This is a genomic window from Rugamonas rubra, assembly GCF_900114705.1.
In the GTDB taxonomy this organism is placed as follows: domain Bacteria; phylum Pseudomonadota; class Gammaproteobacteria; order Burkholderiales; family Burkholderiaceae_D; genus Rugamonas; species Rugamonas rubra.
The window spans coordinates 241,195-253,901 of the sequence record NZ_FOTW01000009.1 but is presented as its reverse complement, the minus strand read 5'-3'; the positions used below and the strand labels follow the sequence as shown (position 1 = coordinate 253,901).

Sequence of the window (12,707 nt, the reverse complement as noted above, 5' to 3'; positions counted from 1 at the left end):
AGCCGCCCCGGGCTGTTAGACCTTGTTTTGGTAGACGTAGGCTTGTTGCTTGACGGCCGACTCGAGCTGGCGCTCTTGTTCCGACAGCGACACCGGTGCCTTGTCCCACAGCAGGGCGCGGCCGGCGCGCTGGCCTTCTTCCATGCCCGGATTCTTGGCCTTCAGCTCTTTGATGAACAAAGTGTGCTCGGATTCGTACATCTGATGTTGTTTAGTCAGTTTCATGGATTCAATGTGGGTGGATCAGCAGCGCGTATTTTACCGCGCCCGGCGCGGCGGCGGTAATTCTATCGCTGCCGGTGGGCAATCCGGCGGCCGCGCCGCGCACGGTCGGCGGCACCGGCCCGTTTAGAATTTGTGGCGCAGGCCCAGTGCCAGGGTGTTGCCGCCGGCCGCGTTGCTCAGCTTGTCGCGCAGGTAGACCGCGTACAGGTCGGTGCGCAGCGACAGGTTGTGGTCGTAGCCGGCGCTGGCGGTGTCGCGGTGGAAGGCCGGCTTGAGCGCCGCGTTCTCGCGCGTGCGGGCCCAGGCCAGCATCCAGTTGCCGGCGCCGGCCGGCACCGACAGGCCGAGGTGGCCGGTGCGGCTGCGCCGGTCGCTCACTTCGGTATGCGCGCGGTTGTAGCCGGCGTACAGTTTGACTGCGCCGAGGTCGTAGCTGGCGGCGGCGAAATACACGGTCTGCTGCGGCGCGGCGGCGCTGATGTTGAGGCCGTTGGCGACGCGCTGGGCCGCCGCCGTCAACGCCAGCGCGGCGCCGGTGTAGCGCAGCACGGCCGCCTTGTTGTTGCCGAAGCTGGTGGCGGCGCCTTCGCCCAAGTTGCCCTGCAGCGTCAGACTGACGCCGTTGACGGTGGGCGACAGGTAGGCCAGGGCGTTGTTCCAGCCCGTGTCGCCGACGATGGCGCTGCCGAAGGGCGCGCTCCACAACTGGTCGACCAGGGGCGACAGGCGGGTCGAGACGCCGAAGGGATTGGCGTAGGCGCTGGCGATGAACAGGGGATTGGGCAGCCGGCCCATGCGCACGGTGCCCCAGTTGCCGGCCAGGCCGACATAGGCGGCGCGGGAAAACAGTGCCTCGCCGGGCACACGGCCCGCCTCGCCGCTGTCGGCGCGGAAAAAGCTTTCCAGCGCGAACTGGGCGGACATGCCGCCGCCCAGTTGTTCCGTTCCCGCCACACCCCAAAAGGAGGTGGTCATGCCGCCGTTGTTGACGACCGTGCTGCGCGGGCCGGCGGTGCCGCTGCCGGCGCCGTTGCCGGCGCCGTTGCCGCTTGCGGCGTAGAGGTCGACCAGGCCGTACAGGCGCACATTGCCCGGCTGGGCCTGGGCCTGGGCCATGGCCGCGCCCGGTACTGCGACGCAGCAAAACAGCGCCTGGACCAGCATGGCGGCGGAAACAGTTTTCATGGTTTTTCCTGTCAATCGGTGGCTAAAACCCGTCCCATGCTACCCCTTATTGGCACAACTTCAAGTTATTGCGGCGCGGTGTAGCGGGACGGCGACAAGCGAATCGCGTATGCTGTGCCTTTGCCAATATTCCTACCCCCGCGCATGAACCACCGCCTCACGCCCAAGACCGCCTTCCTTTTGACCCTGGCCCCCTTGCTGTGGGCCGGCAACGCCATCGTCGGCCGTCTGGTGCACGAGGCCGTGCCGCCCATCCTGCTCAACTTCCTGCGCTGGGCCATCGCCCTGCTGATATTGCTGCCGCTGGCCGGCCCGGTGTTCCGCCGCGACGGCCCGGTGTGGCCGCACTGGCGCAGCTTCGCGCTGCTCGGCCTGCTGGGCATCGGCATCTACAACGCGCTGCAGTACCTGGCGCTGCAAAGCTCGACACCGATCAACGTCACGCTGGTGGCCTCGGGCATGCCGGTGTGGATGATGTTGACGGGCTGGATGTTCTTCGGCGTCAAGGTGTCGCGCCGCCAGGTGGCCGGCGCCGTGCTGTCGATCGCCGGCGTGCTGCTGGTGTTGGCGCGCGGCGAGTGGGGCCATCTGCTCGAACTGCGTTTGGTGGCCGGCGACATCTTCATGATCCTGGCGACCATCGCCTGGTCGCTGTACAGCTGGCTGTTGACGCGGACCAAGCTGCCGGACGAGATCCGCGCCAGCTGGGCCGGCTTTTTGGCGGCGCAGGTGGCCTTCGGCGTGGTCTGGTCGGGCGCCTTCGCGGCGGGCGAGTGGGCCGTCAGCAGCGCCCAGGTGCACTGGAGCTGGACCTTGGCGGCGGCGCTGGCCTATGTGGCGATCGGCCCGGCGGTGATCGCCTTCCGCTGCTGGGGTGCCGGCGTGCAGCAGGCCGGCCCCAGCGTGGGCGCCTTCTTCACCAATCTGACGCCGCTGTTCGCCGCGCTGATGTCGTCGGCCTTCCTCGGCGAGGCGCCGCACGGCTACCACCTGGCGGCGTTCGCCTTGATCGTCGGCGGGATTGTGGTGTCGTCGCGCCGCTGAGGGGCGCGAGCGCACCCCGCACAGCAGGCCGGGGTCAGACCCCGTACGGGGTCTGACCCCAAGTGGTGACGCTTGCGTACCACTTAGTTTTGCGGGGTCGGGGTAGAAGGCCTAGTGCCGCAGCAGGCGCCGCATCACCAGCGGCGCCGGCTCCATCGGGTTGGCGTGGCTGTATTCCAGCTCCTCGGCCAGCTCGAACTCGAAGGCGGCGTAGAAGTCGATCAGCTTGGGCTGGTCGCTGCGCACGGCCAGGCGCAGCTCCTCGCCGCAGTAGGTTAGGCGAGGATGAAGCGATCTCTGCCGAAAAGACCTTCAAGGACTATGAGCTGAGCTTCCCCGCACGTCGATATTCAAGTGCCAGCCTCAGATGCCCGACGAGACCTCGCGCCTCTACTTGTTCGTTGTCATCGACCAAGCCATGCGCTGGATGCAGCGCGCCATCGGCTCGACGGACTTGACAGCTACATTCGTTCATTGCCCGTAGGCCTATGAGTATTCATGCATGATAGTTGCATGCATTCCACTTAGTTTGCCTGATGTCAATATCTATTTTTCGAATTTTCTTAAACTGAGCTTAGAGAGGCATTCAACGCCTTCTTTCCAATAACTTGTTCGGAAGCGTTCAAGGTGTGAGAAAAATTGGATTTTTCTAATACATTTGATGGAGAACGAAATGAAACAATTGAACTTGGTAGAGATTCAGGCGATTTCGGGTGCAATGGGGAGCCGTGGTCAGGTCGCGCCAGTAGATACGCCGTGCACGAATGCGGTGATGGGAGGGGCGATGGCAGGAGCCATTGGTGGCATTTTTGGTGGCCCACTGGCGTTCGTCGTGTGTGCATTTGGAGGCGCATTTGGCGGCTTCATCTCAGCGGGTCGTCTGTGCCGTCTAGATAGTAAATGAAGCGGCCTTCATATGGTTTTCGAATCATTGTTTGGATGCGAATGAAAAATCAGGAGATAGGAAATGATCATCTTGAAGACGCTAATTGTAGGGAGTATAGGCGGTTTAGTTGGTTGGTACGTCGCCGATCATTCGCATGCAAATGGGTTAATGGCTTTTGAATATCTTCTTATTGGAAATGTGGCCGCATTGATTGGTGTTTTGATAAAGAAAAAAGTGGGGAAGAAATAGCGCATTAATTTAGAATGCGATAAGGCTGGTTTGGCGTCAGATCAATCTTCAGTCCGTTGAAAGAAACTTCACGACCTGATTCCAATTCTAGTGCCGCAGCAGGCGCCGCATCACCAGCGGCGGCGGCTCCATCGGGTTGGCGTGGCTGTATTCCAGCTCCTCGGCCAGCTCGAACTCGAAGGCGGCGTAGAAGTCGATCAGCTTGGGCTGGTCGCTGCGCACGGCCAGGCGCAGCTCCTCGACGCCGCAGGTCAGGCCGTGGTGGATCACCGCCTCCAGCAGGTGCTGCGACAAATTGCTGCCGCGCCGCTCGGCGATCACGCCCATGCGGACGATTTCCCACACGTCCGGCTCGGCGTCGAGCGGCAGCCAGCGCACCGAGCCGACCGGCACCTCGTCGATCAACAAGACAAAACCGCCGCCGTCGCGCAAATGCTGCGCGACGAGTACGGCGGTTTCCCGGTGGCCACTCGAGGTGACGTTGACCTTGCCGGCCCACGCGGAACGCGTGAGGTCGGCGATCAGTCTGGCATCGTCATTCGTTGCTTCGCGCACCACGATGTTCATCGGCTGTCCTTAGCGGATGCGCATGCCAGGCTCGGCGCCAGGCCACGGGTTGAGGATGTAGATGCCAGGGTTGGCCTTCTCGTCGGCGGCCGAACCGGCCAGCACCATGCCTTCGGACACGCCGAACTTCATCTTGCGCGGCGCCAGGTTGGCCACCATCACGGTCAGCTTGCCGACCAGTTCTTCCGGCTGGTACATCGACTTGATGCCGGAGAAGACGTTGCGCAGGCGGCCTTCGCCGACGTCCAAGGTCAGGCGCAGCAGCTTGTCGGAGCCGTCGACGTGCTCGCAGTTGACGATCTTGGCGATGCGCAGGTCGATCTTCATGAAGTCGTCGATCTTGATCTCGGGCGCCAGCGCTTCCACGCCGTCGAGCGGGGCGGCGGCGGACGCGGCGGCAGGTGCGGCGGCCTTGGCGGCCGGCGCGGCAACAGCTACCGCTGCGGCCGGCGCCGGCGCGTCGAACAGTTCCTCGATCATCTTGGCGTCGACCCGGGTCATCAGGTGGTTGTAGGCGCCGATGCTGCGGCCCAGCATGGCCTGCGAGACGACGCCGCTGGCGACGTCGGTGTCGGCCCAGACCAGTTGCTCGTCGTTGAGGAACTTGGCGACGTTGGCGGCCACGCCCGGCAGCACCGGCGACAGCAGGATGGTCAGCTGGCGGAACAGGATCAGCGCGGTGGTGCACACGTCGTGCAGTTCGGCGGTCTTGTCGGCGTCCTTGGCCAAAATCCACGGCTTGTTCTCGTCGACGTACTGGTTGGTGATGTCGGCGATCTCCATGATCTCGCGCAGCGCCTTGCCGAACTCGCGGCCGTCGAAGTGGGCGGCGATGCTGGCCTGGCGTTGCTTGCCGTCGGCGGTGGTCAGGGCGCGCGCGATCCAGCCCTGGGCGCCTTCGGACAGGCTGGCGGCCAGCTTGCCGTCGAACTTCTTGGCGATGAAGCCGGCGCAGCGGCTGGCGATGTTGACGTATTTGCCGATCAGGTCGCTATTCACCCGCGCCACGAAGTCGTCGCCGGTGAAGTCCAGGTCCTCGACCTTGGAGTTGAGCTTGAAGGCGATGTAGTAGCGCAGCCATTCCGGGTTCATGCCCAGGTTCAGGTAGCGCAGCGGCGAGATGCCGGTGCCGCGCGACTTGGACATTTTTTCGTTGTTGACGGTCAGGTGGCCGTGCACGTTGACCTTCAGCTTGTCGATCACCGGATGGTCGGCGAACTTCAGCATGGCCGGCCAGAACAGCAGGTGGAAGGAGACGATGTCCTTGCCGATGAAGTGGATCTGTTCGGTGGCCGGGTCGTTGAGCAGGGCGTCGAAGTCCATGCCCTTCTTCTGGCAGTAGTTCTTCAGGCTGGCCAGGTAGCCGACCGGCGCGTCCAGCCAGACGTAGAAGAACTTGCCCGGCGCGTCGGGGATCGGGATGCCGAAGTAGGGCGCGTCGCGGGAAATGTCCCAGTCGGCCAGCTTTTCGCCGGCCTCGCCCAGCCATTCGCTGACCTTGTTGACCATTTCCGGCTGCAAGCGGCCCGGGGTGTTCAGCCAGTCCTTGAGGAACTCGAAGCAGCGCGGGTCGGACAACTTGAAGAAGTACTGTTCGGACGGCTTCAGGATCGGCGTCGAGCCGGTGAACACCGAGAAGGGATTGACCAGCTCGGTCGGCTGGTAGGCCGCGCCGCAGACTTCGCAGTTGTCGCCGTATTGGTCCTTGGCGCCGCATTTCGGGCACTCGCCCTTGATGTTGCGGTCGGCCAGGAACATGCCCTTGACCGGGTCGAAGAAGCGGTCGACGATCTTGGTGGAGATCAGGCCGGTGTCGCGCAGCTTGCGGTAGATGCCCTGCGACAGCTCGACGTTTTCCGGCGAGTCGGTCGAGTACCAGTTGTCGAAGGCGATGTGGAAGCCGTCGAGGTACTGGGCGCGGCCGGCGGCGATCTTGGCGACGAACTCCTGCGGCGTGATGCCTTCCTTCTCGGCGGCGATCATGATCGGCGTGCCGTGGGTGTCGTCGGCGCCGACAAAGTGCACCTCGCGCAGTCCGGCGCCGTCGCGCTGCATTCGCTGGAAACGGACCCAGATGTCGGCCTGGATGTATTCCATCATGTGGCCAATGTGGAAGGCGGCGTTTGCATAAGGCAGGGCAGTGGTGACGAACAGCTTGCGGGTCATGATTGATGCACTTTGTGGGTGGAGGAAACAAGCATTTTAACAGCGGATGCCCGCAGTGGGCACTTTGGCGGCAGGGTGAATCCTGTAATTTTGGCTATTTTGCGCTAGACTGCTGCATCACATACGGAGATTTTCATGAGCATCACGGTAGAAGACGTCAAGGCGGCATTGTCAAAAGTTGTAGATCCGAACACCGGCAAGGACTTCGTGTCCGGCAAGGCTGTGAAGAATTTGAAGGTCGACGGCAACGCCGTCTCGCTCGACATCGAGCTCGGCTATCCGGCCAAGAGCCAGTTCGCGGCGATCCGCGCCAGCGTCGCCACGGCGCTGCAGGCGCTGCCGGGCGTCGGCGCGATCGAGGTGGGCGTGGCCTCGAAGGTCATCTCGCACACGGTGCAGCGCGGCCTGAAGCTGATGCCTAACGTGAAGAACATCATCGCCGTGGCCTCGGGCAAGGGCGGCGTCGGCAAGTCGACCACCGCCGTCAACTTGGCGCTGGCGCTGGCCGCCGAGGGCGCCTCGGTCGGCGTGCTCGACGCCGACATCTACGGCCCGTCGCAGCCGATGATGCTGGGCGTGAGCGGCAAGCCGGTCACCAAGGACGGCAAGACCATGGAGCCGCTGGAGAACTACGGCCTACAGGTGTCGTCGATCGGCTTCATGATCGACCCGGACGAGCCGATGGTGTGGCGCGGCCCGATGGTCACCCAGGCCCTGCAGCAGCTGTTGGAGCAGACCAACTGGCGCGACCTGGACTACCTGATCGTCGACATGCCGCCGGGCACCGGCGACATCCAGCTGACCTTGTCGCAAAAAGTGCCGGTGACGGGCGCGGTGATCGTCACCACGCCGCAGGACATCGCCCTGCTGGACGCGCGCAAGGGCTTGAAGATGTTCGAGAAGGTCGGCATCCCGATCCTTGGCATCGTCGAGAACATGAGCACCCACATCTGCTCGAACTGCGGCCACGCTGAAGAAATCTTCGGTTCCGGCGGCGGCGCCAAGATGTGCGCCGACTTCGGCGTCGAGTTCCTCGGCGCGCTGCCGTTGACCATGGCGATCCGCCAGCAGACCGACTCCGGCAAGCCGACCGTGGTGGCCGAGCCGGACGGCCCGGTGGCCGCCATCTACAAGGACATCGCCCGCAAGATCGCCGTGCAGGTGGCGGAAAAGGCCAAGGACATGACCAGCAAGTTCCCTAGCATCGTCATCAAGAACGACTGAGGCTGGCGGGCCGGGCAGGTGTTGGCCCGGCTCTCCGGTTTGCGGTATAGTATTGTCATTTTGCTTAGTTTCCGTTTTACACCACAAGAGGAGATCAAAATGACGAAGAATATGACTACCGCGTTCCCCGCCGCCCGTTTGGTGCGGCGCGTGTTGTTGGCCGCCGCGCTGGGTGGCGGCGTGATGGCCGGCGCGCTGGCGCAAACGGTGTCGTTTGCCGAGCCGGTCGACGGCGCCACCGTCAGCAGCCCGTTCAAGGTCAAGTTCGCCGTCAGCGGCATGGACGTCAAACCGGCCGGCGACATGAGCGACAACACCGGCCACCACCACCTGTTGATCAACGCCTCGGCGATAAAGGCCGGCGAGTCGGTGCCGTTCGACGAGACCCACCTGCACTTCGGCAAGGGGCAGACCGAGGCCGAGGTTAAGCTGCCGCCCGGCAGCTACACGCTGACCATGCAGTTCGCCAACGGCGCCCACCAGTCCTACGGCCCCGGCCTGAGCAAGAGCATCAAGGTCACCGTCAAGTAGCGGCGCAAATTGAGGGTCAGACCCTAGGGTCTGACCCTGGCTCTGGCCCTGGCTCTGCGTCCTTGGGACGCGCCGGGGTCTCAACTCGGTGGCAACGCGGTAAAATAGCTTCTTTTACATATAAGCATTCCTACCCCGCCAATGACCACTGCCACCGCACCAGCCAAGCCCGTCCGCACCCGTTTCGCTCCCAGCCCTACCGGCTACCTCCACTTGGGCGGCGCCCGCACGGCGCTGTACTCCTGGGCCTTCGCCCGCCACTTCGGCGGCACCTTCGTGCTGCGCATCGAAGACACCGACCTCGAACGTTCTACGCCGGAAGCGGTGCAGGCCATCATCGAGGGCATGCAGTGGCTCGGCCTGGATCACGACGAAGGCCCGTTCTACCAGATGCAGCGCATGGACCGCTACCGCGAGGTGGTGGCGCAGATGCTGGAAGCCGGCACCGCCTACCTGTGCTACTCCTCGCCGGAGGAAGTCGAGGCGATGCGCGAGCGCATGCGCGCGGCCGGCGAGAAGCCGCGCTACGACGGCACCTGGCGTCCGGAGGCGGGCAAGACCCTGCCACCGGTGCCGGCCGAGCGCAAGCCGGTGGTGCGCTTCAAGAACCCGCTGGACGGCGAGGTCAGCTGGGACGACGTGGTCAAGGGCACCATCACCATCGCCAACAAGGAGATGGACGACCTGGTCATCGCCCGTCCGGACGGCACGCCCACCTATAACTTCTGCGTCGCCGTCGACGACTGGGACATGGGCATCACCCACGTGCTGCGCGGCGACGACCACGTCAACAACACGCCGCGCCAGATCAACATCCTGCGCGCGATCGGCGCGCCGCTGCCGCTGTACGGCCACCTGCCGATGATCCTCGGTTCCGACGGCGAGAAGTTGTCCAAGCGCCACGGCGCCGTCAGCGTGATGGACTACCCGGCCCAGGGCTATCTGCCGGAGGCGATGCTGAACTACCTGGCGCGCCTGGGCTGGAGCCATGGCGACGACGAGGTGTTCTCGATGGAGCAGTTCTGCGAATGGTTCAACCTGGACCACCTGACCCGCTCGGCGGCCCAGTTCAACAACGAAAAACTGGCCTGGCTGAACAACCACTATATTAAGCTGGCCGACAACGAGCGCCTGGCCAAGCTGGCCATGCCGCGCATGGTCGACGACGGCGCCCAGTTCGACGGCGCGCCGGCGCTGCCGGCCGTGCTGGCGCTGATGAAGGAGCGCGTCAACACCATCAACGAGTTGGCCGACGCCGCCATGCTGTTCTACCGCGAGCCCAAGCCGGACGCGGCGCTGCTGACCCAGCACCTGACCGACGCCGTCAAGCCGGCGCTGGCCCAGTTCGCTGAGCGCTGCGCCACGGTGGAGTGGGGCAAGGAGGCCTTGTCGGCGATGATCAAGGAGGTGTTGGCCGCCAACACGCTGAAGATGCCGCAGATGGCCATGCCGCTGCGCCTGATCATCACCGGCCAGCTGCAGACGCCGGCCATCGACGCGGTGTTGCAGATCTTCGGCCGCGAAGCGATTTTGGCGCGTCTGGCGAAGTTCCTGTAACTCGCCAAACATGTGCGAATGGGCAGCCGCAGAGAATAAATCTGCAAAGTTGCAAAAGGGTATTTGCAGAGTGAGGATCCTTTGCTATACTCTTGTTTCTGCACCAGACGGGGGTATAGCTCAGCTGGGAGAGCGCTTGCATGGCATGCAAGAGGTCATCGGTTCGATCCCGTTTACCTCCACCAATATCGGGAAGCAGTCGGTTCTGATATGATCTAGTGGTGCAGAAATAGTTGTTCGCGGTCCCCATCGTCTAGAGGCCTAGGACATCACCCTTTCACGGTGAGTACAGGGGTTCGAATCCCCTTGGGGACGCCAGAGTTGTTGTAGTAGAATACAGATGTAGATGTAGATGTAGATGTAGTTTGACCGTTGTTTGTACTGATTGTTGGAAGTTTGGCTTGATGCTGGATTTGAAACAAGTAGTGAAACAAAAGTCGCCCTGTGCGACTTTTATTATTTCTACGCCAGAGGGGGTATAGCTCAGCTGGGAGAGCGCTTGCATGGCATGCAAGAGGTCATCGGTTCGATCCCGTTTACCTCCACCACTAGCGTAGAAGTAGGTAGTTTGTGAAGCAGTACATGTTGTCGGTAGTTCCTGGTCCCCATCGTCTAGAGGCCTAGGACATCACCCTTTCACGGTGAGTACAGGGGTTCGAATCCCCTTGGGGACGCCAGCTGACGCTGGTAGTGGTAAAGGTAGTAAAAAGAGTGTCTTGTAGAAGGGCACGAGATCGCGCAAGCGGTATATTGATTTCTGCGCCCGGGGGGTATAGCTCAGCTGGGAGAGCGCTTGCATGGCATGCAAGAGGTCATCGGTTCGATCCCGTTTACCTCCACCAATAGCGCAGAAACAAACGGACATGAGTCTCCATCGTCTAGAGGCCTAGGACATCACCCTTTCACGGTGAGTACGGGGGTTCGAATCCCCCTGGAGACGCCAACGGTGTTGGTAGTAGTGAAAGCATCCTGCAGAGGATGCGAAGTCGCCCACAGCGGCTGTTGTGATTTCTGCGCCCGGGGGGTATAGCTCAGCTGGGAGAGCGCTTGCATGGCATGCAAGAGGTCATCGGTTCGATCCCGTTTACCTCCACCATTGGCGCAGAAATATGTGAGTCCCCATCGTCTAGAGGCCTAGGACATCACCCTTTCACGGTGAGTACAGGGGTTCGAATCCCCTTGGGGACGCCAAAAAATATAGATTCGATCGATCAAGTCGCCTAGAGCGGCTTTTTTGTTGTCTATTTATTCCGCGTGTATTTTTCGCTTATTTGTCGCAGGCGGGCGCGCGCCGCACATTTTTTGCATGCAATGTTGTTTCGATACCAATTTGATTGGTGAAAACAGCGAAAAGCCGTCGAATCTATTGATTTGCATTCTTGCGCTGTGCTATGATTCGCGCACGCTTTTTTGAGGGCTGGTAAAGACTCGACATGATCGCCAGGTTCCCATCGTCTAGAGGCCTAGGACATCACCCTTTCACGGTGAGTACGGGGGTTCGAATCCCCCTGGGAACGCCAGGATTCGGTAGTAAGTTGTAGTAGCATCAGGTCTGGATGTGTGGTCGGCATCCAAGGACAGATTTCTGTCCCCATCGTCTAGAGGCCTAGGACATCACCCTTTCACGGTGAGTACAGGGGTTCGAATCCCCTTGGGGACGCCAGTCAAGCTCCATCGGAGCGACAAGAAAAAGCCGCCTAGGTCACTAGCGCGGCTTTTTTCTTGTTCGTCGGCCGTTCAGGCCCGTAGCCGAAATCGGTTAGAATGGCGCCCTTGGACGCGCCGACGGCGCGCCCGCGACCGCCTGCAACAAGTCGTCCAGCTGCGGATCATTTTTTCCCGTTCCGCCTGAGCATCTATGTCCCCGAGTACACATCCGTTCCGCACCCTGGCCCTGTTCTGCCGCGTCGTCGACAACTTCGGCGACATCGGCATCTGCTGGCGTTTCGCCCGCCAGTTGTGGCGCGAGCACGGCATCGCCGTCACCCTGTGGGTCGACGACCTGGCCAGCTTCCGCCGCATCTGCCCCGCGGTGGTGCCGGGCGCCGAGACGCAGCAGATCGAGGGCGTGACGGTGTGCCACTGGCGCGACCAGGAGGGCGTGTTCGCGCCCGAGGACATCGCCGACATCGTCATCGAGTTCTTCGCCGTCGACATCCCGCCCGGCTACATCGCGGCGATGGCGCAGTGCCAGCCGCGCCCGGTGTGGTTCAACCTGGAGGGGCTGAGCGCCGAGGAGTGGGTCGAGGGCTGCCACACGCTGCCCTCGTCGCACCCGCGCCTGCCGCTGACCAAGCACTTCTTCTTCCCCGGCTTCACCGACAAGACCGGCGGCCTGTTGCGCGAGGCCGATCTGCTTGAGCAGCGGCGCCGGTTCCAGGCCGATCCGGCGGCGATGGCTGCCTTCCTGGCGCCGTTCGGCGTGACGGCGGCGGAGATGGCGTCGATCAAGGTGTCGCTGTTCTGCTATCCGCACGCGCCGGTGGCGGCCCTGTTCGAGGCTTGGCAGCAGGGTGCGGAGGCGGTCACCTGCCTGGTGCCCGAGGGTGTGGCCAGCGAGACGGTGCGCGGTTTCCTCGACGCGGCGCCGAGCGCCGGCGCGGCGCGCACCGTCGGTTCGCTCAGCGTGCGCGTGCTGCCCTTTGTCGCCCAGCCGGACTACGACAAGCTGTTGTGGGCCTGTGACCTGAACCTGGTGCGCGGCGAGGACTCGTTCGTGCGCGCGCAGTGGGCCGGCCGGCCCTTCGTCTGGCATATTTATCCGCAGGACGAGAACCTGCATCATGTAAAATTGCGCGCATTCCTGAGCCGCTACGCCGGCGGCATCGACAGCCTGGCGCGGTTTTCACTGTGCTGGAACGGCGCCGAGGCCGCGCCGCAGCAGGACGGCTGGGCCGCCCTGTGGTCCGCCTTGCGCGCCGACCTGCCGCAAATGGCCGGCCAGGCCGAGGCATGGCAGCAAAAAATGACGGAAAACGATGATATGACCGGCAATTTGCTGAAGTTTGCCTGTTCGCTGAGGTCGGCGACAGGCTAAAAAGAAGGTATAATATTCGGTTAATTTCTACCGTAT

11 protein-coding genes, 10 tRNA genes and 2 pseudogenes are annotated in these 12,707 nt (G+C 62.7%); 18 read left to right on the top strand and 5 right to left on the bottom strand.

The window, feature by feature from the left end:
• Positions 1-15: 15 nt before the first annotated feature.
• Together BM252_RS10360 and BM252_RS10355 are read right to left on the bottom strand one after the other, a co-directional pair.
• Positions 16-225, bottom strand: a complete 210-nt coding sequence (locus BM252_RS10360; protein ID WP_093387128.1) for a DUF3460 family protein — start codon at positions 223-225, stop codon at positions 16-18.
• A gap of 123 nt (positions 226-348) precedes the next feature.
• Entirely contained in the window at positions 349-1,410 is a 1,062-nt protein-coding gene (locus BM252_RS10355) for a porin (RefSeq protein WP_093387126.1), read from the bottom strand.
• Positions 1,411-1,554: 144 nt separating this feature from the next.
• Here BM252_RS10355 and BM252_RS10350 point away from each other — a divergent pair, with 144 nt between their 5' ends.
• Positions 1,555-2,454, top strand: coding sequence for a DMT family transporter (locus BM252_RS10350; RefSeq protein ID WP_093387124.1), 900 nt, complete (start codon positions 1,555-1,557; stop codon positions 2,452-2,454).
• Between the two features lie 111 nt (positions 2,455-2,565).
• Here the strand turns inward: BM252_RS10350 and BM252_RS10345 are convergent.
• A pseudogene (locus BM252_RS10345) lies at positions 2,566-2,718 on the bottom strand (GNAT family N-acetyltransferase); the annotation flags it as partial.
• 38 nt (positions 2,719-2,756) lie between these two features.
• Between BM252_RS10345 and BM252_RS31625 the strand changes: the two are divergent.
• The 3 genes and pseudogenes from BM252_RS31625 to BM252_RS30950 all read left to right on the top strand — a co-directional run.
• A pseudogene (locus BM252_RS31625) lies at positions 2,757-2,884 on the top strand (IS481 family transposase); the annotation flags it as partial.
• A 243-nt stretch (positions 2,885-3,127) separates the two neighbouring features.
• Positions 3,128-3,358, top strand: coding sequence for a hypothetical protein (locus tag BM252_RS30005; RefSeq protein WP_217429896.1), 231 nt, complete (start codon positions 3,128-3,130; stop codon positions 3,356-3,358).
• Positions 3,359-3,421: 63 nt separating this feature from the next.
• Positions 3,422-3,589 carry a hypothetical protein gene (locus tag BM252_RS30950; protein ID WP_174900485.1) on the top strand — a complete coding sequence of 56 codons (168 nt, stop codon included), beginning with the start codon at positions 3,422-3,424 and terminating at the stop codon, positions 3,587-3,589.
• Positions 3,590-3,676: 87 nt separating this feature from the next.
• On the opposite strand, the gene BM252_RS10340 is transcribed toward BM252_RS30950, so the two are convergent.
• Positions 3,677-4,156, bottom strand: a complete 480-nt coding sequence (locus BM252_RS10340) for a GNAT family N-acetyltransferase (RefSeq protein WP_093387122.1) — start codon at positions 4,154-4,156, stop codon at positions 3,677-3,679.
• 9 nt (positions 4,157-4,165) lie between these two features.
• Entirely contained in the window at positions 4,166-6,322 is a 2,157-nt protein-coding gene (gene metG, locus BM252_RS10335) for a methionine--tRNA ligase (protein WP_093387119.1), read from the bottom strand.
• A gap of 135 nt (positions 6,323-6,457) precedes the next feature.
• Here metG and apbC point away from each other — a divergent pair, with 135 nt between their 5' ends.
• The 14 genes from apbC (at position 6,458) to earP (ending at position 12,671) form a co-directional block, all read left to right on the top strand.
• The gene (gene apbC / locus BM252_RS10330; RefSeq protein WP_093387117.1) at positions 6,458-7,546 is read left to right on the top strand and encodes an iron-sulfur cluster carrier protein ApbC; all 1,089 of its coding nucleotides are present in this window, start codon (positions 6,458-6,460) and stop codon (positions 7,544-7,546) included.
• A gap of 183 nt (positions 7,547-7,729) precedes the next feature.
• On the top strand, positions 7,730-8,077 hold the full coding sequence (locus BM252_RS10325; protein ID WP_093387307.1) for a DUF4399 domain-containing protein: 348 nt from the start codon (positions 7,730-7,732) through the stop codon (positions 8,075-8,077).
• 141 nt (positions 8,078-8,218) lie between these two features.
• Complete coding sequence (gltX, locus tag BM252_RS10320) at positions 8,219-9,634, top strand: glutamate--tRNA ligase (protein WP_093387114.1); 1,416 nt, start codon at positions 8,219-8,221, stop codon at positions 9,632-9,634.
• Positions 9,635-9,743: 109 nt separating this feature from the next.
• Positions 9,744-9,819: transfer RNA gene (locus BM252_RS10315), tRNA-Ala, on the top strand.
• A 57-nt stretch (positions 9,820-9,876) separates the two neighbouring features.
• A tRNA-Glu gene (locus tag BM252_RS10310) sits at positions 9,877-9,952 on the top strand.
• A 154-nt stretch (positions 9,953-10,106) separates the two neighbouring features.
• Positions 10,107-10,182, top strand: a tRNA-Ala gene (locus BM252_RS10305).
• A gap of 53 nt (positions 10,183-10,235) precedes the next feature.
• Positions 10,236-10,311: transfer RNA gene (locus BM252_RS10300), tRNA-Glu, on the top strand.
• A gap of 89 nt (positions 10,312-10,400) precedes the next feature.
• Positions 10,401-10,476 (top strand) — tRNA-Ala (locus BM252_RS10295).
• Between the two features lie 25 nt (positions 10,477-10,501).
• Positions 10,502-10,577: transfer RNA gene (locus tag BM252_RS10290), tRNA-Glu, on the top strand.
• Between the two features lie 77 nt (positions 10,578-10,654).
• Positions 10,655-10,730: transfer RNA gene (locus BM252_RS10285), tRNA-Ala, on the top strand.
• Between the two features lie 19 nt (positions 10,731-10,749).
• Positions 10,750-10,825, top strand: a tRNA-Glu gene (locus BM252_RS10280).
• A 253-nt stretch (positions 10,826-11,078) separates the two neighbouring features.
• A tRNA-Glu gene (locus BM252_RS10275) sits at positions 11,079-11,154 on the top strand.
• 67 nt (positions 11,155-11,221) lie between these two features.
• A tRNA-Glu gene (locus BM252_RS10270) sits at positions 11,222-11,297 on the top strand.
• A 195-nt stretch (positions 11,298-11,492) separates the two neighbouring features.
• A complete protein-coding gene (gene earP, locus BM252_RS10265) occupies positions 11,493-12,671 on the top strand; it encodes an elongation factor P maturation arginine rhamnosyltransferase EarP (RefSeq protein ID WP_093387111.1) in 1,179 nt (392 codons plus the stop codon).
• The last annotated feature ends 36 nt before the right edge of the window (positions 12,672-12,707 follow it).